This is a genomic window from Malacoplasma muris (assembly GCF_046774425.1).
Lineage (GTDB): Bacteria > Bacillota_I > Bacilli_A > Mycoplasmatales > Mycoplasmoidaceae > Malacoplasma > Malacoplasma muris.
In genome coordinates this window covers 901,789-925,297 of sequence record NZ_CP177248.1, presented here as the reverse complement: position 1 = coordinate 925,297, position 23,509 = coordinate 901,789, and the positions used below count along the sequence as shown (strand labels likewise).

At 23.7% G+C, this 23,509-nt stretch carries 22 protein-coding genes and 7 tRNA genes; 27 read left to right on the top strand and 2 right to left on the bottom strand.

Going from position 1 to position 23,509, the window contains the following annotated elements; translation table 4 throughout:
• Position 1: 1 nt before the first annotated feature.
• The 9 genes from ACLFO7_RS03855 (at position 2) to ACLFO7_RS03815 (ending at position 6,427) form a co-directional block, all read left to right on the top strand.
• On the top strand, positions 2 to 862 hold the full coding sequence (locus tag ACLFO7_RS03855) for an ABC transporter permease (protein WP_412032187.1): 861 nt from the start codon (positions 2 to 4) through the stop codon (positions 860 to 862).
• A gap of 64 nt (positions 863 to 926) precedes the next feature.
• On the top strand, positions 927 to 1,700 hold the full coding sequence (locus ACLFO7_RS03850; RefSeq protein ID WP_412032186.1) for an ABC transporter permease: 774 nt from the start codon (positions 927 to 929) through the stop codon (positions 1,698 to 1,700).
• Positions 1,684 to 3,093, top strand: coding sequence for a hypothetical protein (locus ACLFO7_RS03845; protein WP_412032185.1), 1,410 nt, complete (start codon positions 1,684 to 1,686; stop codon positions 3,091 to 3,093). Before ACLFO7_RS03850 ends, ACLFO7_RS03845 begins: the two co-directional genes overlap by 17 nt.
• Positions 3,094 to 3,095: 2 nt before the next feature.
• Positions 3,096 to 4,034, top strand: coding sequence for a tRNA (adenosine(37)-N6)-threonylcarbamoyltransferase complex transferase subunit TsaD (gene tsaD, locus ACLFO7_RS03840; protein WP_412032184.1), 939 nt, complete (start codon positions 3,096 to 3,098; stop codon positions 4,032 to 4,034).
• A gap of 144 nt (positions 4,035 to 4,178) precedes the next feature.
• Positions 4,179 to 4,493: an MG284/MPN403 family protein gene (locus ACLFO7_RS03835; protein ID WP_412032183.1), complete on the top strand. Its 315-nt coding sequence runs from the start codon at positions 4,179 to 4,181 to the stop codon at positions 4,491 to 4,493.
• Positions 4,494 to 4,512: 19 nt separating this feature from the next.
• Positions 4,513 to 5,556: a DUF5443 family protein gene (locus tag ACLFO7_RS03830; RefSeq protein ID WP_412032182.1), complete on the top strand. Its 1,044-nt coding sequence runs from the start codon at positions 4,513 to 4,515 to the stop codon at positions 5,554 to 5,556.
• Positions 5,531 to 5,980: a hypothetical protein gene (locus tag ACLFO7_RS03825; protein WP_412032181.1), complete on the top strand. Its 450-nt coding sequence runs from the start codon at positions 5,531 to 5,533 to the stop codon at positions 5,978 to 5,980. Before ACLFO7_RS03830 ends, ACLFO7_RS03825 begins: the two co-directional genes overlap by 26 nt.
• 15 nt (positions 5,981 to 5,995) lie before the next feature.
• Positions 5,996 to 6,232 carry an acyl carrier protein gene (locus ACLFO7_RS03820; RefSeq protein WP_412032180.1) on the top strand — a complete coding sequence of 79 codons (237 nt, stop codon included), beginning with the start codon at positions 5,996 to 5,998 and terminating at the stop codon, positions 6,230 to 6,232.
• Positions 6,233 to 6,352: 120 nt separating this feature from the next.
• Positions 6,353 to 6,427: transfer RNA gene (locus ACLFO7_RS03815), tRNA-Trp, on the top strand.
• 23 nt (positions 6,428 to 6,450) lie between these two features.
• On the opposite strand, the gene ACLFO7_RS03810 is transcribed toward ACLFO7_RS03815, so the two are convergent.
• A complete protein-coding gene (locus tag ACLFO7_RS03810) occupies positions 6,451 to 7,143 on the bottom strand; it encodes a potassium channel family protein (protein ID WP_412032179.1) in 693 nt (230 codons plus the stop codon).
• A gap of 114 nt (positions 7,144 to 7,257) precedes the next feature.
• Between ACLFO7_RS03810 and ACLFO7_RS03805 the strand changes: the two genes are divergently transcribed.
• The 17 genes from ACLFO7_RS03805 (at position 7,258) to ACLFO7_RS03725 (ending at position 21,596) form a co-directional block, all read left to right on the top strand.
• A complete protein-coding gene (locus tag ACLFO7_RS03805; RefSeq protein ID WP_412032178.1) occupies positions 7,258 to 9,147 on the top strand; it encodes a potassium transporter TrkG in 1,890 nt (629 codons plus the stop codon).
• Positions 9,148 to 9,230: 83 nt separating this feature from the next.
• Positions 9,231 to 9,590 (top strand): hypothetical protein, encoded by a 360-nt coding sequence (locus ACLFO7_RS03800; RefSeq protein ID WP_412032177.1) that lies wholly within the window; start codon positions 9,231 to 9,233, stop codon positions 9,588 to 9,590.
• 94 nt (positions 9,591 to 9,684) lie between these two features.
• A tRNA-Asn gene (locus tag ACLFO7_RS03795) sits at positions 9,685 to 9,759 on the top strand.
• Positions 9,760 to 9,762: 3 nt separating this feature from the next.
• A tRNA-Glu gene (locus tag ACLFO7_RS03790) sits at positions 9,763 to 9,839 on the top strand.
• 51 nt (positions 9,840 to 9,890) lie between these two features.
• Positions 9,891 to 9,966, top strand: a tRNA-Val gene (locus ACLFO7_RS03785).
• Between the two features lie 5 nt (positions 9,967 to 9,971).
• Positions 9,972 to 10,047: transfer RNA gene (locus ACLFO7_RS03780), tRNA-Thr, on the top strand.
• 24 nt (positions 10,048 to 10,071) lie between these two features.
• Positions 10,072 to 10,147, top strand: a tRNA-Lys gene (locus tag ACLFO7_RS03775).
• A gap of 3 nt (positions 10,148 to 10,150) precedes the next feature.
• Positions 10,151 to 10,234 (top strand) — tRNA-Leu (locus ACLFO7_RS03770).
• Positions 10,235 to 10,358: 124 nt separating this feature from the next.
• Positions 10,359 to 11,339, top strand: a complete 981-nt coding sequence (gene asnA, locus ACLFO7_RS03765) for an aspartate--ammonia ligase (RefSeq protein WP_412032176.1) — start codon at positions 10,359 to 10,361, stop codon at positions 11,337 to 11,339.
• Between the two features lie 414 nt (positions 11,340 to 11,753).
• Positions 11,754 to 12,233: a hypothetical protein gene (locus ACLFO7_RS03760; RefSeq protein ID WP_412032175.1), complete on the top strand. Its 480-nt coding sequence runs from the start codon at positions 11,754 to 11,756 to the stop codon at positions 12,231 to 12,233.
• Positions 12,226 to 12,801, top strand: a complete 576-nt coding sequence (gene pth / locus ACLFO7_RS03755) for an aminoacyl-tRNA hydrolase (protein ID WP_412032174.1) — start codon at positions 12,226 to 12,228, stop codon at positions 12,799 to 12,801. The genes ACLFO7_RS03760 and pth overlap by 8 nt, the downstream gene beginning before the upstream one ends.
• Before the next feature lie 10 nt (positions 12,802 to 12,811).
• Complete coding sequence (gene tilS, locus ACLFO7_RS03750) at positions 12,812 to 13,696, top strand: tRNA lysidine(34) synthetase TilS (RefSeq protein WP_412032173.1); 885 nt, start codon at positions 12,812 to 12,814, stop codon at positions 13,694 to 13,696.
• 5 nt (positions 13,697 to 13,701) lie between these two features.
• Positions 13,702 to 14,781, top strand: coding sequence for a 1-deoxy-D-xylulose 5-phosphate reductoisomerase (locus ACLFO7_RS03745; RefSeq protein ID WP_412032172.1), 1,080 nt, complete (start codon positions 13,702 to 13,704; stop codon positions 14,779 to 14,781).
• Between the two features lie 11 nt (positions 14,782 to 14,792).
• Positions 14,793 to 15,695 (top strand): site-2 protease family protein, encoded by a 903-nt coding sequence (locus tag ACLFO7_RS03740; RefSeq protein ID WP_412032171.1) that lies wholly within the window; start codon positions 14,793 to 14,795, stop codon positions 15,693 to 15,695.
• Between the two features lie 10 nt (positions 15,696 to 15,705).
• Positions 15,706 to 20,031 carry a PolC-type DNA polymerase III gene (locus ACLFO7_RS03735; protein ID WP_412032170.1) on the top strand — a complete coding sequence of 1,442 codons (4,326 nt, stop codon included), beginning with the start codon at positions 15,706 to 15,708 and terminating at the stop codon, positions 20,029 to 20,031.
• A gap of 5 nt (positions 20,032 to 20,036) precedes the next feature.
• The gene (locus ACLFO7_RS03730) at positions 20,037 to 20,738 is read left to right on the top strand and encodes a 2-C-methyl-D-erythritol 4-phosphate cytidylyltransferase (protein ID WP_412032169.1); all 702 of its coding nucleotides are present in this window, start codon (positions 20,037 to 20,039) and stop codon (positions 20,736 to 20,738) included.
• A gap of 12 nt (positions 20,739 to 20,750) precedes the next feature.
• A complete protein-coding gene (locus ACLFO7_RS03725) occupies positions 20,751 to 21,596 on the top strand; it encodes an MPN551 family DNA-binding protein (RefSeq protein WP_412032168.1) in 846 nt (281 codons plus the stop codon).
• 32 nt (positions 21,597 to 21,628) lie between these two features.
• Here ACLFO7_RS03725 and ACLFO7_RS03720 read toward each other — a convergent pair whose 3' ends face one another.
• Positions 21,629 to 22,273, bottom strand: coding sequence for a ribulose-phosphate 3-epimerase (locus ACLFO7_RS03720; RefSeq protein ID WP_412032167.1), 645 nt, complete (start codon positions 22,271 to 22,273; stop codon positions 21,629 to 21,631).
• A gap of 75 nt (positions 22,274 to 22,348) precedes the next feature.
• Here ACLFO7_RS03720 and thiI point away from each other — a divergent pair, with 75 nt between their 5' ends.
• Positions 22,349 to 23,497, top strand: coding sequence for a tRNA uracil 4-sulfurtransferase ThiI (thiI, locus tag ACLFO7_RS03715; protein WP_412032166.1), 1,149 nt, complete (start codon positions 22,349 to 22,351; stop codon positions 23,495 to 23,497).
• Positions 23,498 to 23,509: the final 12 nt, after the last annotated feature.

Sequence of the window (23,509 nt, the reverse complement as noted above, 5' to 3'; positions counted from 1 at the left end):
TATGAATATCAAATACTTTAATAATGTAAAAAAAGATACCCCAAAACTTTTATTATTACTTCCATTTTTTTTACTAACACTTCTTCTAGTTGTTGCTCCATTAATAACTATAGTGATTAAATCATTATCCCCTAATCAAGAGGGAAATTGAGATGTTGCTAATAATTGAAATTTTATAGATGAAAATTTAATGACAAAAATATTTATGTCAATTATTATAGCTTTAGCCACATCATTTTTTTGCTTAATAATTGGATATCCTTTTGCATATTTTTTATCATTGTCAAAACGGTTAAGTTTTAAAATATTGTGTGTTTCATTAATAACTTCTCCAATATGAATAAGTTTTCTGGTGAGGCTTGTTGGATTAAAAACTTTATTTGATGCAATAGCTGACAAACCAAATTCTACATATGGTGATATTTTTACAATAATAGCACTTGTTTATATGAATTTACCTTTATTCATTTTGACAATTTATACATATATAAATTCAATACCTAAAAATTTATTAGAAGCAAGTAGAGATCTTGGAAAAAATAGTTTTCAAACATTTTTTTATGTAATAGTACCATACACTAAAAATGCAATAATTAGTGGATTAACATTAGTTTTTTTACCATCAATTACAATTGCTGGGGTTAGTAGATTTATGAATAATTCAAATAATGGTGATTTGATTGGCGATACAACACTTCAGCAAGGACAAGCAGCTTTAGTTAGCGAAATTGCTCTAGCAAGAGTTTCTTCACTTTGTTTATTATTGTGTGCGATAATATTAATCTTATTTTCTGTGTTTATATTAATACCAAAAATTATAAAAAATTATAAGTTAAATAAAAAGGAGGTAAAAAATGCTTAACCAAAAATTTAAAGAATTTAATTTTTTTTCACTCCTTAGGCAATGATATATTTATATAATTGTTTTGTTAATATATATTCCTTTAATTTTTTTAATTATTTTAAGTTTTAATGGATCAAGTTCTAGAGGGAACATTTTATTGAATATATCTGGATTGACTAATTCTAATTATATAGATTTATTTAAGAATGATGAATTTATAAATTCATTATTAAATACACTTTTAGTTGTTGTGGTTGTTGTGCCCATATCTATTATTATTGCAATACTTACATGTTTTGGTATGTGACATTCAAGAGTATTTATTAAGCAAGTAACAAAATATATGTATAACACAAATATTGCTATTCCTGATATTATTACAGGAATTAGTTTGTCTTTATTATTTACAATAGTATGACTTCCATTAGGGTTGGAATTTGGATATGCAACTGTTGTTATTTCTCATATTTCATTTTGTGTTCCATATGCAATAGTTGCAATATATCCTAAAATGATTTCTATGAATGTTAATTTAATCAATGCATCAAATGATCTTGGAGCATCAAACATAAGAACTTTTTTTAAAATTATAATACCATATTTGACTCCATCAATTATAAGTGCTTCAATTATTGTCACAGCAATGAGTTTTGATGATTTTGTGATAACTTCATTAGTTAATGGAAATTTTAATACAATTTCTTCATCTATTTATCAATCTGCAAAAGGAATAAAGGCTTGAATAGTTACTTTTGGAGCAATCATGGTTTTTGCTTTTATAGTTGGCTCAATTGCTATTGCTATGCATAAAATAGTAAAGAATAAAAGGGCAAAAAAATATGCTAAAAAAATTTAATAAAATTATTACTTTAATTCCAACAATTTTATTAGCTGGTGTTCTTCCTACAACCCTTTATTCATGCAGTAATTCTCAAGCATTTTATTTTGCTAATTTTGAAAGTTATATGTCTCCAACTTTAATGGATAGATTAAAAAAAGAGATTGATAATATTAATTTTAGATATTATGGAACAAATGAAAATCTTGAACGTTCTTTTGATAGAAATTATGATGTTGCTATTCCTTCAACATATCTTGTTGCAAAATTAGCTGGAGCAGAAAAATTACAAAAAATTGATTGAAATAAATTTGGACTTAGTTATGTAGATTCATTAGGGTCAGTTATTCAAGTAACAAATGCTGATTTGGCATTAAATTTATTTACACAAGATGTTCAAAGCATTTTAACTAATATATATGACGTTAATGGAGATGGTAAACAAGATAGTTCTGATAATCTTTTAAATTATGGAGTTCCATATTTTTTACAAGATTTTATAATGGGTTATAAAGGAAATGAAATATCTCAATTAAAGTCAAATTCTAATTATATTCCTACATGAGAAGATATACTGTCTTTTTTTGGACCAAGAGTTGGGAAAAAGAAAGAATACAATAAAATTGCAATGATTGATGATTATAGAACTATTTATTCTATTCCAAGATTAATTGAATCAAATGGCTCACAAGTGAATCCAAGTAAAAGTAATACAATAATTAGTATAAATGAATTTGAAAATACATACAGTTATTTATCAAAGTATTTTTCAGAACAAAATTCTTTTTTATTAAATTCAGATTCTGGAATTATTCTTAATAATTTTGCAAATAAAAAAGGCGCAGATTCTGGAATTATGTATAATGGAGATTTATTATATGCAATGTTAGGAGGAGATGAGTATTCTGAAGATTTAACAAGTTCTCCTTTTTATGTTTCTGAAAATGAAGAGCTAAAATCTCATTATATTAGACCCAAGCAAACATTAGTGGCATTAGATATGATGGTTATAAATAAAAATACTAAACACTTAGATACTGCATATGATTTAATAAATAAAGTTGCACTTGAAGGTGTATCAAGTAGTGATAATATTTGAGAAGAAGATAATAATGGTAATTATGTTTATGGGCCAATGGTTAATTTTGATTACATATTATATACATCACCATTACAAAAAATACATAATTATGTAATGAATGGAGATAATCCTTCTGATCCAAATAATAATTATAGATATTTTGATTATTTATTTGATTATGGTTTTTCTTCTTCTTTTGTTGAAATGTGTAAGGAAATTTTTAATATACAAACTCACCCAACACCTGATAATATGATTGAAAAAAATTTATCTGAATTAAATAAGTCAAATATGTTCTATGGATATTCAAATATTAAATTAAGGTTATAAATATGCTAAAAAAATACATATTAGCAATTGAAACAAGTTGTGATGACACAAGTATTGCTATTTTAGATGATTATACAGTGATAAGTTGTGTTACAAAAGATTCAACTAAAGAATTAAATCATTATGGGGGAATTGTACCAGAAATAGCAAGTAGGAAACATGAAGAATATATAATTGATATATACAAACAATGTTTGTACGAATCTAAAATTAACCCAAAAGAAATAGGATATATTTGTTATACAAATGAACCAGGATTACCTGGTTCATTGCATGTAGGAGAAATATTCGCTAAATCTCTTGCATATTTTTTAGATATTGAAGCTTATCCTATTAATCACATACATGCTCATATATTTAGTGCATTTATAAATACTAAAGATATAGATTATCCTTTTTTATCATTAATTGCATCTGGTAAAACTACAAGTATATTCTTGATAGAAGGTCCTACAAAAATTTTAGAGTTAATCAAAACAAATGATGATGCTATTGGTGAAACATTTGATAAAATTGCAAAAAAATTAGGATTAGGTTATCCAGGTGGTCCTAAGATAGATTCTCTTTTCGATAAGACAAAAACATCATTAATGTTCCCAAAGCAATCAGTACTTGATAATTTTTCATTCTCTGGAATAAAAAGTCATGTTTTAAGAATAATTGATCAGCAAATTAAATCTAATACACTTGATGTTGTGACAATAGCATCATCATTTATGAATTGAGCTATTAATACTTTAATAGAGAAATTAAATTATTTTAAAACAAAATATGATATTAATAATATTTGTATTGGTGGTGGGGTTGCATCAAATAGTCTATTTAAATCAGAAATTAAAAAAACATTTAAAAGTAGTTTTGTTCCTTTGAAAGAATTTAGTTGTGATAATGCAGCAATGATAGGTTATTTATTCTATCAAACTAATTTATTTAAAAAATAATCAAAAATTTAAATTTTAAATTATATTTAAAATTTAACCATTTTTGGTTATTTTTTTATTATTGACTACAAAAAAATTGATGAATACAATTGAAATGGTTAACCGAGAATTCATATGAAAAATAACAAAAAATAGTGAGGAACAATGAAAAGAAATATTTTAGTTAAAAATAAATTAGATAGATATAAAATGAATGTTTTATGAATTAATAATCTTGATAAGTTAGAAGTGATAGATGATAATTCAATAAAAAATCTTGATGATAGGGTAAAAGATTGAAAAAATTATATAAGCTTGGTTAATAGTATTTTTGATAGTATGAACCAAGAATATGCAGAATTATTAAAAGCTGTTTATATAGAATATAAGACTGCTGAAGAATTGTATTATTCTACTACAACATTTTATTGAAAACATAGACATGCAGTAAATGAGTTTTTAGAATTTTTTAATTTTTAACATGATAATTGCTAAGAATTTGTATTCAAACACTGATTCATATTGAATACAAAAAATTGATTCAAAATATTTTGTTAGAAATCAATATGTTGATATTCAATATTGCAAAGTTTATTTACAACAAAATTATTATAAACTTAGGTTTAATTTAGTTTTTTATATATCAAATAATTTTTTTCTTCCTGCAAATAGCATAACTACTAAAATAGTAGGCCCAACATTTGAAGTAAATGATATTCCTTTAATTAAGTCTAATGATACTGTTAATAATTCAATTGAAAATTTACAATATGATACAATAAGTGTTTATAAAACAATATTTGAAATTGATATATCAAATGATCCCTTTTTTCAAGGCACATCAAATAAATCATTTAATTTAAATATATCATTTGATTTTGATACTAGTCAGTTAAATAAAGAAAACTCATCAATTGAATCTCAAACATTTGAAACATTTATATCTGAATTACTAAATAGTTCTTTTGATATAAGAATAATGAACACTTCATATATATTTATTCCTAATAAGGGAATTTATAATCATGTTTTTGCTTATGAAAATGATAATTTAAATAATAGTTTTGTTCATTTTAAAAAAGTTAAATTTGATTTTCAAAACTTTTCAGGTGTAGATTATTCTATAAAAAAACTTTTTAATTTTGAAGTTATTGATGGTGAAAATAATTTAACAATATCAAATGTGCATCTTAAGCTACATTACAAGTATGATGAAATAGATAAAATGGCAGAATTAAAATTTGATACTGAGTCAGATTATTTGTCTAATAATTTATCTTTTGTGTTAAATAAATATGAAACTTATTTTGATAAATCAAAAAATGAAATAATATTTCAAAATGGAAATAAAGGAATATTTTTTCCATTTAACACAAATGGATTCTATGAAATAAGTTTTATATTAATAATTAATAATAAACCAATAACTTACAATCTAAAAAATGATTTTTCTTATATATATCAACAAAATAAAGCAAATTTTATTGTTGAACCTTTTTTTGATGAATTAGTTGAATATGAAGAAATTACTTACAAAGAATAGAATAAAATACATAACTATTGTATGTTTTTCTGCGCTAGTAATAGGTAGTATATTTGGTATAGCTTCAATTTTTTTAAATGAAAATAACTCTTCTAATAATTACTATGATAATAGTGAATATGATGAATTTATTTTCATATCTATTGAAAATGAAATAAAGCAACAAAATTTAAATTCTTTACTAGAAGATAGTAATGTTCAAAAATTTTCACAAAATAAAATAAGAAATAATATTATGAGAATTTCTAGAAATTCAATAGATAATTCCAATGATTTTAAATCAGAAAATATTAATGATTATGAAATAAGATTAAGGTACTTTTTGAATGATGAATTCAATGACTTAAAAATAAATATTTTTATGTATAATAAATTAATCAAAAATAAAAAGTTTAAAACTTTTTATAGATTGTACATAATTTAATTAAAGGATGTATTTATGTCAATGATAGAAAAAATTAACAAAGTTTTAGCCAAAAGCACAAGTAATTTGAAGTTGAACAAATCAAATATGGATAAGACTATAAAAGAATTAGGTTTAGATTCTTTAGAGTTAATGGAAATTATAGTTCAAATAGAAGAAGAATTTAAAATAACATTAGATGATGAAAAATTAGTAAATTTAAAAACACCAAATGATTTAATAAAATTAGTAGAAAGTACTTTAAATAAATAAAAAATAACATTTTTAGGACACAAAGTTAATGTGTCTTTTTTTTATTTTTTAAATTAAGTTCCTTATAAATTTATTAAATAATAGAAAATATTGTACAATAATTAATGTTATTGAACTAGTAGGGGTATAGTTCAATGGTAGAACGGCGGACTTCAAATCCGCGTGTTGTGGGTTCGAGTCCTGCTACCCCTGCCATTTTAAAAAAAAAAATGACATTGTTATTCTACAAAAAATTTTATGATTTCATTTGAATCTTCTTTTTTGCAGACAATACTAACTTTGTCATTTTTTTTAATTATTTCATTTGCATTTGGAACAAAAAATTTATTATCACGTCTTATTCCAAAAATACTACAATCAAATTTCTCTCTTAAATTTAATTCAACAATTTTTTTACCAACAACTTTATCATTATTAACTTTAAAATGTACAATATTATAATTTAAACTAATGTCATTAATGTCAATATCCATCTTAAATAATGACTTGTATGCAAGTTTTGATCCTACTTCATATTCTGGAACAACAACTTCATCTACTCCTAATGTTTTTAATAATTTACTATGAATAGAGTTTTTTGCCTTTGCAAAATATATTTTGTCATTATATTTTTTACAATTTGCAGCAATCATTAGTGATTCTTCAATGTCTGCCATACCAATAACAACTATTGAAATGTCATTTATATCAAATGAATTAATTGAATCAAAATCTACAATACTTGCATTAATTACATTTGAAAACGTATTTATTGCAGAGTTTAGTAATTCTTGATTTCTGTCTACAATATAAATTCTATTTTCTTTTACTCTTTCATCAAGTAGCCTTTGTGCAAAACCTTGCCCAAATTTACCATATCCTATAATTAAATAGTTGTCTTTTTTCTTTTCAGATTTTGATTTTAAGGCCATAACTTTCCTATTTGTAAAAATACTAGCTGATTATTATTGTAATATACAATTAATTAAAAAAATATTATTTTTTTCTCTATTGATATATAATTAACTACATGATTTGGTTAATTTATGTTATCAAATAAAATAAATAATTTAGTAAAAAAATATAGAAAATATAAGAAGATTCAATCAATTGATAATAAAAAGAAAATCAATAATTTCAAAATAAAGGTTAGACATGCAATTTTAATGCATTGAACATGGCCAAAAAAAGTATTTTTAGGAATGTTTATAATTGTTCTTTTAGGTGCTATTTTATTGTATCTACCAATTTCATATGATTTGGATTATAGCAATAACAATGGATATAAATATGTAAATAATGAATATATTTTTTATTTTATGGATACCCCAACAGATTTATATAATACCAAAGAGCTTAACTTTAATTTTATAGATTCATTATTTTTGGCAGTATCAGCTTTTACAACTACTGGTATTAGTGGAAAATTAGACATAGGTTCTCACATGAGTTATTTTGGTCAATTTGTAATGTTTGTTTTATTACAAATTGGTGGTTTTGGTTATGCATCACTTTTATATCTTTTTGGAAGATTTTTGCAAAAGGTCTTTCATAGACAATTTTTTTCCTCTGCTTTATCAAATATTGAAAGAGGAGGAACAAAAATTACAGACTCACCAAAAATGTTATTAAGAATATTTTTACTTATAGTGAGTATTCAAATATGTTTTTCTTTAATAATAAGTATTATTTTTGTTGTAACACCATTTAAAGTGCAACAAAATGTTTATATGTATCTTAATAATCAACTTATTCCAATAAATGGAGTCACAAGTGATAGTGATGTAATTTATTCAGGATATAAAAATTATGGCATTGCCTTATGACATGCTTTATTTTTATGTGGTTCAGCAATTAATAATGCAGGATTTGATTTATTTGGAACTAGTTCACTTGCCATTTTTAGAAATGATATAGGAATTATTATTCAATTTTTTGTAATTTCTTTATTTTTTATAGGTGGAATTGGGTATCAAATTATTTTTGATCTTATGTTAAGAATTGAATACATTTGAAAATATAGGTTCTTATATAAGATTTGTGGAATGAATAAGTATGCATCAATAGCAAAAAATAAAATAAGTTCATTTTCAAAAATATGTATTACAACTACTTTTATAATAATTATTATTTCAACATCATTAGTTTATCTTACAGAACATTTTGCTCAATATAGTTATGTTGAAATGCTTGATGTTAAAAGTCTTACATTGCCACTACATAAAATTCCAAAAATTGCTTATGGATATGATATAAACAATAACATTGTTCAAGTAAAGCCTTTTGGAAATAATTATTCTTTAAATGTTAATTTTACTCTTTTCTTTAATAGCATGAGTACAAGATCTGCTGGTTTTTCAACCATTAGTATGTCATCTTTAGGAGAGAACACAAAATGATTATTTATCATTTTAATGTTTATAGGTACATCTCCATCATCAACTGGAGGAGGTATACGTATTACAACATTGGCAGTAATGTTTAAATCAATGATAAATTGATTAAGAGGTTTAACAAAATCATCATTATATAAAAGAAATATACCAAATAATGATGTTATTGGATCATTTTTAATTTCAACACTTTGTTTTGTTATGTTGGTATTGTTTTCATTTGCTACATATTCTTTTACATTGATACCGCATATTGATTACAATGGAGAAAATATAAATCTTATTCAATATTTAAAGCAAAAAAATTCTGTAACTTTAACTTTTAGTGATTTTATGTTTGATATGGCATCATCATTTGGTACTTGTGGTTTATCATCAGGAGTTCTTAATGCTGATAAATTAGGTTGATGATCAAAAATACCTTCAATTATACTAATGTTTATTGGACAAATGGGTATTGGTGCCACATTATTATTATTTGCAAGAAAAGTGCCTAAAAGAAATAATCCAAATTATATTGAACAACCTATTAGACTTGGTTAAAATTGCTTTTATCAATTATTTCCCTATTTGAATTTTGAATTTTAATTTTCTATAATTAATAATAGTGATGTTAAGGTAATTTTATGAAAGTAACAAAAAAAGAAAAAAAACAAAGTGATCTTATATCATCTCATAGTAATAGAGGTGAATCTCTACAAAAAGAAATGAAATTACAAGATTCTTCATCTCAATGAGATGAAATTAAAAAAATACATGAAAATGAAGTTAGTAGTGTAATTTTAGAGCAAGAAATTTTAAAACGTGAAAAAGAAGCTGAAATAGAAAAAAAGAAAATATTCATAGAGATGCAAGAGCAAAAAATGACTCGTGAAGAAGATGAATTTAATAGAGTTATAGATATTGAAAATAAAATTAAAAATAAGAAAAAAAGAGAAATGAAAAGAAGAGATATAGCTTTTAGAAATAAAAGCATTCTTGGATAAAATTATTTTTATATCAATAAATTAACTATTTGTTAAAAGTATTTCTTATAAAAAGTAACTTAGTGATATAATAGATATGTTTATTGATGATTATGGATACATAGCTCAGCGGTAGAGCAACCGGCTGTTAACCGGTTGGTCGTAGGTTCGATCCCTACTGTATCCGCCATATGGCCTGTTGGTGAAGCGACTTAACACACACGCCTTTCACGCGTGCATTCACGGGTTTGAATCCCGTACAGGTCACCAATTAAATAAAATGAACTAAAGTTTAGAGCTGCGAATCTCTAATCTTTTTCTGGAGTGTTAGCTCAGTTGGGAGAGCATATGCCTTACAAGCATAGGGTCGGGGGTTCGAGCCCCTCACACTCCACCATTGTTGCCGTCTTAGCTCAACAGGCAGAGCAACTGACTTGTAATCAGTAGGTTGTAGGTTCGATTCCTATAGACGGCACCATTTTTATAACAAATACTATACTTTGCTTTGTTAGCTCAGTTGGTAGAGCAAGTGACTCTTAATCACTGGGTCGGGGGTTCGAGCCCCTCACAAAGCACCAAATGCACTTATGGCGGAATTGGCAGACGCGTTAGACTTAGGATCTAATGCCTTTGGCGTGGGGGTTCGAGTCCCTTTAAGTGCACCAATTACAGTTTATATCAACTCATATATCTTTATGATATGTGAGTTTTTTTAATTTATATTTCATCTTTTTGTATAATTTTATCTAATAGACACTAAATCAAAAAATTATAAAAAAAGGAGTATTTATGTACAAATTAAGTTTATTTGAAACACAAAAAGCAATCAAATATATTAAAGATAACTTTCAAAAATTATTATCAGATGCTTTAAATTTACAAAGAATTAGTGGTCCAATTATTTTATCTCAAAATAAAGGTATGAATGATGATTTAAATGGAGTTGAATCACCAGTAAGATTTGAATCCAATGTTAATGGATTAAAGGGTGAGGTTCCTCAATCTTTAGCTAAATGAAAAAGATATGTATTAAAAAAATATGATGTTCCAGTTCATCAAGGGATTTATGTAGATATGAATGCAATTAGAAAAGATGAAACTTTATCATATAAACACTCTATTTATGTTGACCAATGAGATTGAGAATTAAGAATAAATAAAAATGAAAGAAATTTATTAGTTCTTAAAAAGGTAGTTTCAAAAATATATGAGGTAATTGTTGAGTGCCAAAAACTTGTTTATAAAAAATATAATTGACCTACTAATAATCTTTTGCCAAAGGATATTGTTTTTATTACATCTCAAGAATTATTAGATAAATATCCAAATAATACTGCAAAAGAGAGAGAAGATCTAATAACAAAAGAGCATAAAGCAGTTTTTATTATAGGTATTGGACATAATCTATCTAATGGAGAACAACATGATAATAGAGCTCCAGATTATGATGATTGAAACTTAAATGGTGACATTATAGTTTGAGATTATCAAAATAATGCATCATTAGAACTTAGTTCAATGGGTATAAGAGTTGACTCATTAAGTTTAATTAAACAATTGGAAATAAAAAATCAAATTAGTAAATTATCATATGACTTTCATTCAGATCTATCAAAAGATTTATTGCCTTTTTCAATTGGTGGTGGAATTGGACAAAGTAGATTATGTTATTTTATGTTAAATAAAAAACATATTTCAGAAGTTCAAGTATCAATTTGACCAGATGATATATTAGAAGAATTAAAGAATAAAGGTATAAATTTTTTATAAAATATAAAATTTTTAAATTTAAAAGAAAAAAAATTAAAAAAATTTTACACATTTTAATTTTTATAGTATACTTATATGTAGGGTTAGCAAGTTAAATAACTTTAAACTAAATTGTACTCGATCGCTCTTTATATAAAGTTATGCAATGGAATTAATCCACCTGTTTTTAAACAATGGTGTTTATTCAAGATTTGATCATATTGGATATCACTGTTGTGGTAGAACAAACCTTCAATGCGTAGCTAACATTGGGGGCAAAAAATCTTCGAGATTTTTCTAACAACGGATTTTATGAAGCTGGGATGATCGCCCTAGTGGAATATCTTTCGTTGTTTTTTTGTTTTTGTAATTTAAATTCCATTGCATATTTTATAATTATTAAAATGTTAATTAAAAGGATAGAGGTATAGTAAAATGAAGGATACAGTTTCTTTGTACATGGTAAAAACAATTGTCGGCAACAACATAGTTATTCAGCAAATATCTGCTGTATTTTGATATAAAAATAAATTTAAATTTTTAACAAGATATGTAAAAAATGATATAAAAGAATCTTGAAATTCTGTAAGTTTATATGATGCATTAAAAGCGTTTTATCCAATATTAAAGGATAAGAAAATTATTTTAAAAAATGATAATGGATATGATGTTGCATTATTAAAAAAATATTATCAAGAATATTTTAATGAAGATTTTAATAATCATATATATGATGTTTCACAAGGTGCTGTTGATTTACATTTTAAGAAAACAAATTTAGATTATTTAGTTAATAAATATAATACAAAAATATTAAATACAGAAAATTTTCCAATATCTGTGACAAGAGCACAAAACTTGTTTTTGGTTGCAATTAAAATGTTTGGGTTAAATCTAAAGAGCAACAATGAATAATGTTTATTTAATAGTTGGTTTGGGAAATCCTGGTTTTGAATATGAGATGACCAAACATAATGTTGGTTTTAGAACTATAGATAAAATTTGCAATAAAATGCAAGTTAAATTAGATAAAGAAAAGTTTAATGGATTATTTACAAAAATATCATATAAAAATAATAAAGAAATTATTTTATGTAAACCACTAACATATATGAACTTATCTGGAGAATGTGTAAAAAATATTGTTAATTTTTTTAAAATTAGTATTGATAATATAATAATAATTTATGATGATATAGATACAAACATTGGATTAATAAGAGTTAAATCAAAAGGAAGTTCTGGTGGACAAAATGGTATGAAAAATATTATTAGTTTATTGGGTACTGAGAATATAAAAAGAATAAGAATTGGTATTGGAAAACCCACAAATAAAAATTTAGCAAATTATGTTTTATCAAAATTTGATATTAAAGATTTAGCATTTGTAGAAAAGTCTATTGATAATGCATCACAAGCTGCAATAGATTTTGTTGAGACTAGTAATTTTGACAATGTGATAAGTAAATATAATTTAATATAAGGTGTTTGTTATGAAGGAAAAATTATTTATTGCTGCAGTTTCAGGCGGTCCAGATTCTATGTGTATGTTGGATATTTATCGTGATAGGATAAAAGCTGTTTGTTTTGTAAATTACCATGATAGGGATGATACACATATTGATCAAAAAATTGTTAAAGAATATTGTAAAAAGCACAATGTAAAATTACACATTCTTGATGTTACTGAAGAAATTTATAGTAAATATCCTTATAATAATTATCAAGATCAATGTAGAAGAATTAGATATAATTTTTTTAATCAAATAGCAAAAATTTATGGATTAATTGATGTTATTGTTGCGCATAATTATAATGATTTTCTTGAAACAGCATATTCTCAAATTTTATCCAATAAAAAAAATATGTTTTTAGGAATAAAAAAAATAAGTTATTACAAAAATATTAGAATTATAAGACCTTTAATTAATTTTCCAAAAGCATTACTTCAAAAATATTGTGATGCAAATTCAATCCAATATATGATTGATTCTACAAATTCAAAAGATATATATCAACGAAATATACATAGAAAATTATTAGGAATTTTAGATGAAAATACATTTAGAAAATTAGTTAATTATATAAATTCATATAATGAGTTAAATGCACCATATGATTTAGAAATTAATAAATATTATTTGCTTTGAAAGAGTAAAAATTTTGATTTAAGTTATATTTTAGAAAAGGCTTATTTTTATCAATATCACATGGTGTATAAATACCTTTCTAATAATTTTATTTCTAGAATAAATAGAAATAAAATTAATCAAATAATTGATTTTATATTTTCTAAAAAACAAAATACATATTATAGATTATCAAATAACATATTTTTGACAAAGAAGTATAATGAACTAAAAATGGTTAGAGGTTAATAGAAATGAATATATTAATATTTGGAGCAACTGGATCAATTGGTATTCAATCAATTAATGTTGTAAGAAAATTGGGGCATAAAATTGTTGGTTGTTCATTTCATAGCAACATTTCTCAAATGCAAAAAATTATTAAATCATTAAAATATGATATTGATGTTTTTAGTAGTAAAGTAACAGCTTTAAATACTGTAAAAACTATTGATCAATTATTTGAAAAAACTAAACCAGATTTAGTAATAAATGCTATATCTGGATTTGCTGGACTAGAAATCACTTTAAAAACAATATTAAATAAAATTGATTTAGCTTTAGCAAATAAAGAGTCATATGTTCTAGCAGGTTGAAAAATAAAAGAAATAGCAAAAGCACAAGGAGTTAATATTTTTCCAATAGATTCTGAACACTGTGCTATTTATGACTTAATGAAGAATAAAAGAATTAATAAATTATTATTAACTGCAAGTGGTGGACCTTTTTATAATAAAGAAATTCATGAGCTAAATAATGTTTCTTTTTATGAAGCAAAAAATCATCCTAATTGAAAGATGGGATACAAAATTTCAATTGATTCTGCAACATTAATGAATAAGTGCTTTGAAATGATTGAAGCATATTATATGTTTAATATTAAAAATATTGAAGCTATTTATCATCCACAGTCAATTGTTCATTCAATGATAGAATTTTCAGACAATAGTGTACATGCACAAATGTCAATTGCTGACATGAAATTAGCTATTGAATTGGCTATATCGAAATTTAAATCTAAAGTTCCAATTATTGAAAAATTATCTTTTGAAAAACTAAATCTTTCTTTTGATTATATTGATGAAAATAAGTGACTACCTATTAAATGAGCAAAATATATTATTAAGAATGATGATAGAGTTTTGCCTGTAATTATTAATGCTGCAAATGATGCTGCAATTGAATTATTTAAAAATAAAAAAATTAAGTTTAATCAAATTATACCTATCATTTCTTTGGCTATTAATGATTTTAGTAATCAAAAAATAAATAATATAAAAGATATATTTATATTGAATAGTATAATTAAACAATATATATTATCTAAGTTTTAGGAAATTTTTAAATGATTACATTTATTTTAGTTGTATTAATTTTAATATCTATATTAATTGGAATGACTATCCATGAATTAGGGCATTTTACATTTGCAAAAATTTTTAAAGTAAATGTAAAAGAGTTTTCTATTGGAATTGGACCAAAATTATTTCAATGGAAAACCAAAAAAGGTACTAGAGTTTCTTTAAGATTAATACCATTAATGGCTTATGTATTAATTGATAACCAAAAAACTGTGACATTATATAATGAAATATTAGTAGAACATTTATCTCAAAAAGATAGTATTGATAAAAGATATAATTTAGTATCAAAAAGTGGGAATTTTTTTTCAAAATCATATATGAATTTTAGATATAAAAAATATTATTCAGATTTATCAAACTATGAGTATATGTCATCTGTGCAAGAAAATAGTTTATTATTGGATGATGTTCAATTATGGAAAAAAAATATAATTTTTTTTGGTGGTGTTTTTTTTAATTTAATATCATTTTTTATTTTTTGATTAATTCAATATTTTGGATTTAATGTACATGATAATCCATTTGTACAAGTTGGTCAATCACTTCTAACACTTTTGAAGAATATGGTTTTCATGGGTAATGGAATAGGAACAGTCTTTGGTAGCATTGCAAATGTTAGTCAATCATCAAATGGTTTTCAAGGAATAAGTGGATTTGATTTTTTTAAAATAATTTTTAATTTTTTGACACTATTTAGCATAATGTTATTTATTTATAATTTGCTACCAATTCCTCCATTAGATGGATACAAAATTATGATAGAAACACTGCAAAAATGATTTAAATTCAAAATAAGCAAAAAAGCTGAAACTATTATTACTATAATTGGTTTTTTAATTTTAATCTATATATTTATTACATCAATTATAGCTGATATTATTTAACGGAGTTAATATGGATAAAGTATTAAATTTTTTGGAAAAAATAAACTTAGTTGATAATAAAGACTTTGAATTATACAAAGAATGTAGTGATATTAAAATCACTAAATCAAAAAATGGAGATATTACTTTAGAAATAATTTTTGTTAAACCTATATCACCTAAAATATATTTAAATCTTCTTGAAAATATTAAATCATTAGATAATTCTTTGAATTTTATAATAAAAAATAGATTTGTGGAATTTGATTCTGAAAATGTTGTAGATTATTTACTTTATTATCTAAAAAATAATTCTTTAGATGATAAAGTAATTTTAACTAATATTATAAAACGAAAAACTTTAAATATTAAAAATCACATTTTGTATTTCACATACTTAAATCAGAATGAATTGTTTATTTTAAAAAAGAATGTAAATAAATTAAAATCTTTTTTAGATATTTGTGATTTTGATATTGATGATATTGATTTTGAATTAGATGTAAAAACAAAAGATATACAAAATTATAAAAAAGAACAAGAAAATACAACAGCTAATATTATTAGTAAATTTAAAAATAATATTGGTAATAAATCAAATACTAAATTTTATAAAGAATATAAAAACATAAATAAAATTGATGGAAATGTTACAAATATTTTTGATTTAATACCAGAACAAAGTGTAGCAATAATAGAAGGTGAAATATTTAAAATAGAATCCATTAATACAAGAAACAATTTTTTAATATATAAAATATATATTACAGATTATACAGATTCAATAATTGTTAAAGGCTTTCCAAAGGAAAAAGGATTATCAAAAGAAATTTTAAATTCATTAAAAGAAGGAGATTGAATAAGAACCAAAATCAATGTCCAAGTAGATATCTATGATGATAATTCTTTGTCTGGAATAATTTCTAGTTTAATGCTTATTGAAAAACCTAGTAAATATTTAAAAAGTGACAATAGCTTACAAAAAAGAATTGAACTTATTACACATACAAATATGACAGCATTTGAGGGTCTTGTAAATGTTGAAGAATTATTTAAACAGATGAATGATTTAGGTTATAAAACTGTTGCAATAACTGACAAACTAAATTGTCAGTCATTTCCTGAAACAATGCATTTGTCAAAAAAATATAATATTGATGTAATTTATGGTGCACAATTTGAAATGATTAACAACCCAATAGATATAGTTGTTAATTCAAAAGATATTTTATTATCGAAATGTTCTTTTGTAATATTTGACTTGGAAACCACAGGTTTATCAATGTATTATGACAAAATAATTGAATTTGGAGCAATAAAATATGAAAAAGGTAAAATTGTAGATAAAGTTCAATTTTTTATTGATCCTGAAATTAATATTCCAGATAATATATCTTCAATTACAAAAATATTTAATAAAGATGTTGAAGGTGCACCAAAAATAAAAGATGCACTTATAAAAATATTAGATTTTATAGGCGATTCTATATTAATAGCACATAATGGTATACGTTTTGATTTACCTTTTTTAAATTGTAAGTTAGTAGAAAATAATATGCCTATAATAAGAAATCCTTTAATTGACACTATGCAGTTATCTAGAGCACTTAATGAAAATATTTATAGTCATTCATTGGGTGGTATATGTAGAAAAATGAAAATTGAATATAATGAAGATGAAGCACATAGAGCTGATGTGGATTCAGAATTTTTATTACAAGTGTGAAACAAAATGGCTAATAAACTTGAAATGGAAAGTATATTTAATCTTAGTGAAATTAATGAAAAATTTCAAAATGACTTATTAAAGGAAAGAAATCGTGGTTCTTGAGTAACAGTTTATTGTTTAAAAGCTGATTCAATGAAACATTTCTATGAGTTAATTTCTCTATCATTAACAGATAATTATTATGGAACTGCTAAGATATTTAGACATATTTTAAATGACAATAGAAAACATTTTTTAATTTCTAATTCACCAACAGAAGGAGAAGTGCTTGAAAAAGCAATTTGTGGAACTGATTATGAATTAGAAGAAACTTTAAAATTTTATGATTTTATTACTATTGCACCAATATCTTGTTTTTTGCATGACATTCATAGAAAAATATATTCTCAAGAAGTTTTAGAAAATGCAACTAAAAGAATTGTTAAATGTGCTAAAAAATTAAATATAAAAGTTGTTGCTTCATCAGATACATATTATTTAGATATAAATGACAAACAATTTTTTAATGTTTATGTTTATGCAAAATCCATTGGTGGAAAAAGGCATAGATTTTATAAATATGATGGTTTTAATGATGTTATGCCAAATTTGCATTTTAGAACAACAGATGAAATGTTAGATGAATTTAAGTTTTTAAATAATAAGGATTTGATAAAAGAAATAGTTATTGACAATACTATTGAAATAAGTAATAAGTTTGAAAAAGACATAAAACCAATAAAAAGTAAATTATATTCACCTTCTATTCCAGGTGCAGAAGATAAATTAAAATCAAAAATTTGGGATAGAGCAAAAGAAGTATATGGTGAAAAAATTAATGATTATATTTTAAATAGAATTAATCATGAAATTGATTCAATAATTAATAATGGTTTTTCAATGATATATTGATTTTCACATTTATTAGTAAAAAAATCTATGGATGATGGATATGTTGTTGGATCAAGAGGTTCTGTTGGTTCTTCTATTACAGCTTGATTGATAAATATCAGTGAGGTTAATCCACTCCCTGCTCATTATTTATGTAAGAAATGTAAATATTTAAAATTTATGTCTGATTATGATAGTGGTTTTGATTTACCTAAACAAAATTGTCCATATTGCAATTTTCCCTTAATTGGAGATGGTCATAATATTCCTTTTGAAACATTTATGGGATTTAAAGGGGATAAAATTCCAGATATTGATTTAAATTTTTCTGCATTATATCAAGCAAAAGCACATGAATTTATTAGAAATATGTTCGGTAAAGATAAGGTGTTGCGTGCAGGCACAATAAGTACAGTTGCAACAAAAACTGCATTTGGTTATGTTAAATCTTATTTTGAATCAATTGGGAGATCAGGTGTTAAAAATGCTGAAATTGCTAGAATTGCACATAAGTGTGAGAATGTAAAGAGAACAACTGGACAGCATCCAGGTGGTATTATTGTTATTCCTAAGGAGTTAAGTGTTTATGATTTTACACCTATAAACTATCCAGCTGATGATAAGTCTTTAGATTGATATACTACTCATTTTGCTTTTGAATCATTACATGATAGTTTATTAAAATTCGATATTTTAGGTCATGATAATCCAACTGTTCTTAAAATGTTAACTGAAAGAACAGGAGTGAACTCTGATGATATACCAAATTATGATACAGATGTTATGGCTTTATTTAGTGGAACAAAAAGTTTGAATTTAAAATATGTTGATGTTGATGAAGTATTAAAAGTTGGAACAAATGGTGTTCCGGAGTTTGGTACAAATTTTGTAAAAGAAATGCTTCTTGTAACTAGACCTCAAAAATTTTCCGATCTAATACGAATTTCAGGATTATCACATGGTACAAATGTATGAACAGGTAATGCAAAAAATATAATTGAAGAACAAGGTGTTAATATTTCTGATGTTATTTCTTGTAGAGATGATATTATGGTATATTTAATTAATAAAGGAGTAGAATCATTAACTGCTTTTAAAATAATGGAGGATGTTAGAAAGGGAAAAGGATTAACTGAAGAATATATTAAAATACTTAATTCTAAAAATTTACCAAATTGATATATTGATTCATGTTTAAAAATAGCATATTTATATCCAAAAGCTCATGCAACAGCATATGTAATCATGGCTTGAAAAATTGCTTGATTTAAAATTCATTATCCTTTACATTTTTATTCATCATTTTTAACAATAAGAAGAGATTGTTTTGATCTTGAAACAATTCTTGAAGGTAAAAATGCTATTAACAATAAATTAGTTGATATAAAAAATAGAATGAATAACCCCAAAACAAAAGCATTAGTTAAAAATAAAGAAATTGATTTAATTCAAATATATGAAATAGTATTAGAAATGCTTGCAAGAGGATTTAGCATTAAAAATATTGATTTAAATAAATCATTAGAAAATGAATTTCTTGTTGAGGGAAATTCATTAATTGCTCCTTTTTCTACAATTGATGGATTAGGAGAATCAGTTGCTAAATCTATTGTTGAAGCTAGAAATCAACAACCATTTACTTCAAAAGAAGATTTATTAAATAGAACAAAAATAACAAAAACACATTTTAAAAAATTTACTGATCTTGGAGTAATATCACATTTAGAAGAGGATAGTCAAATGACATTATTTGGGTAATAATTATGAGAAGAAAAAATATAGCAATTTTATTGGGTAGTGGTAAAAGTGAAAGAATGAAAATGCCTACATATAAACAATTTATAAAAATACAAGATAAGTATTTATATGAATACTCAATCTTCAATTTTTTAGATGTTGATTTAATTGATATTATTGTTCTTGTAGTAAATGAAGAGTTATTTGAAAAAACAAAAGAATATGTTCAAAACAAATACAAAAAGATACATGTTTGTTCTGGCGGAGAGACAAGAAAAGAAAGCTTAGATAATGCAATAAATTATATTAAACAATTATTTTATAAAGAGTTTGATAATATAAATATAATTTCTCATGATGTGGCTCGTGCTTTTGTAAATCGAAGAATAATTGAAGAACATATTAAATCTTTAGACACTAATTTAGTTGTTAATACAGTTTTTCCAGTTGATGATTCAGTTGTTGTGATTGATAATAGAATCACAAAAGATTATCCAAATAGAAGTTTATATTATCAAGTACAAACACCTCAATCATTTAGACTTGATAAATATATTATTGCAAATTTCAAGAAGTTGGACAATCATCATGAATTGAATGATGTTGTTAAGATGTTCTATTTAAATAATGTTCCTATCTACAATGTGTTAGGTGAAAAAATAAATTTTAAAATTACATATCAAACTGATTTAAAAATTGCTGAAGCAATTATTAAAAAATGAGTTTAATTAGAGGTATATATGCCATTTAAAGCACAACAAAATAAAGATTTTATAATTATAGATAATAGAATAAAGTTAACTGATGATTATTTTGAAAAAAATAAGTTAAAGTTTAAAAAAATCACAGGAAGTAGATTTGCCTCTGTTTTAAATCAAAATAAGTATACTTCTCCAGCTAAAATATGAGCAATCATGACAAATTTATATTATGAAGAGATGGATGAAACATTATCAAAAGTAGGAAATATTATTGAACCAAAGATAAAAAAATATGTTGAAGATAAAACAAATATTAAATATAAGCAATACAATCCTTTTGAAATTAAGTGAGATCTCTTCCAAACTGATAAAATATTTGGTGGAATTCCTGATGGAGAACCTTTGGATAAAAATGGTAATGTAAATTATTCAAATGATTTGCCAATGCTAGAAATTAAAACTACTTCTATTGATTCTTTTGTTTATAGAACAGTTAATGGAACATTAAGAATGCAAAAAGATTCAAATGATATACCACTAGTAAAACAAAAAAATCAAAAAAAAGAATCGTGATATATTAATAATGAAATTGTTATTCCAGATGAATATAAGTTGCAATTATCATTGTATTTATATTTAAGAAATATCACAAAAGGATTATTTGCAATAGCTTTTCTAGAAAAGGAAGATTATGCTTTTCCAGAAAAATTTGATGTATCAAAAAGAACAATAGAACTTGTTAAGTTAGACTTAGATAAAGATAATTTTAAACAAATAATAGATTATGGAATTAATTGATATAACAATCACATTAAAGAGGGGTTAAGTCCTGAATTATCACAACAAGATATTTTATGATTAAAAGAAAATAATATAAATATCTAAGAACTATAATATTTAAAAGTATTATAGTTTTTTTAATTTAATGCATTCATAATTTCTTCAATTTTATTGATATTATTGATTAGGAAACTTCCACTTACAAACATATCAATATCATTTTTTAGAAGTTTTATTACATCCAAATTCACTCCACCATCTATTTGCAAAATAGTATTTTTATTAGCCATTTTTTTTATTTTTTTTATTTTATCTGTTGTAGATTCTATATATTTTTGTCCACCAAATCCTGGCTCTACACCCATAATTGTAATAATGTCACATTCTTTTATAACACTTTCATATAATCTAATATCAGTATTTGGTTTTATAGCTATACCAGCTTTAATATTATGCTCTTTTATGTATTTAATTAGTTTTATGCCATTTTCAATACTAATAGTTTCACAGTGAAATGTAAGATAATCAAATTTATATTTGTTAATATAATTTTCTACATATATTTTAGGGTTAGCAACCATTAAATGTATGCTAATCTTAAAACCTTTTCTTTTTAAAAATTTTAAATGTTCTCCATTAAAAGCAACATTAGGGACAAATATATTATCCATAACATCATAATGAATATGATTTATTTTATTTTTAATTAGTGATTTAATTGTTTTATGAAATTCAAAATATTTATTGCTAACTGCTAATAGTGATGCCTCAATTATTTTCATAATTCATTCCTCAAAAAACTTTATCTTTAAATATGATATTTATATTAAAATTATATAATATGTTTTAGGAGTAATATGTGTGAATTTATTTACATTAAGTATGCTGATTTAACTTTAAAAGGAAATAATAAAACATCTTTTATCAATTCTTTATATAACAATATTAAAAATGCATTTTGCAACATGAAAATAAACATTGTTAAAAACTTTGATAACTTAAAAATATATTGTAATAATTCAGATGTTAATTATATCATCAGTATTTTAAAATATATGCCTGGAGTTTTGTATATTATAAAAGCAGTAGAAATAAACACAGATATTGAAGAGATAAAAAAAGCATCATTGAATTTTGTTAGTCCAAATTCAACTTTTAAAATTGAAGTTAAAAGAAAATATAAGGGATTTTTAGATCAAATTGAAATTAAAAAAAGTGTTGCTGGATATCTATTATCTAATGTTGAAAATTTACATGTAAATGTTCATAATCCAAATACATATTTGTGAATAGAAATTAAGAAAAATCAATCAATAATCTATTCAAATAAAACTAAGGGTATTGGTGGTTTACCAATAGGATTAAATGGTTCTTGTTTGTCATTGATTTCTGGTGGAATTGATTCTTGTGTGTCATCCTTTTTAATGCAAAAAAAGGGGATGAAAGTAGATTATTTAACATTTGTAACTAGCGAAGTTACTCAAAAAACAATTAAAAAAATTATTGGAATAATTAATAGAATTGTTTTAACTGGAAAAATTTATAAGCCAAAATTGTATATAGTTGATTTTACAGCAATACAAAGAGAATTATCACATGCAAAAGATGTTAATTACAGAATAACATTAATGAGGAGATCTTTTTATAGAATAGCTGAAAAATTAGCAATAAAAAATAATTATGATTGTTTGTGTAGTGGCGATTCTTTGGGGCAAGTTGCAAGTCAAACAATTGAAAGTATTAATGCAATAAATAATGTCTTAAAAAATAAAATTGTTTTTAGACCTTTGTTAACATATGATAAAAATGAAATAATAAACATTGCACAATATATTCATACATATGAATTATCAATAACAAACCATGAAGATATATGTTCAATGTTTGCTCCTGAGTTTCCGATTACAAGACCTAGTATTGATAAAGCAATTAAAAATGAATCTGATTTAGATTTATTAGAAATAATGGAAGATAGAACAATAAATAATGTTAAAATCTTTGAATAGTTTGGAGAATTT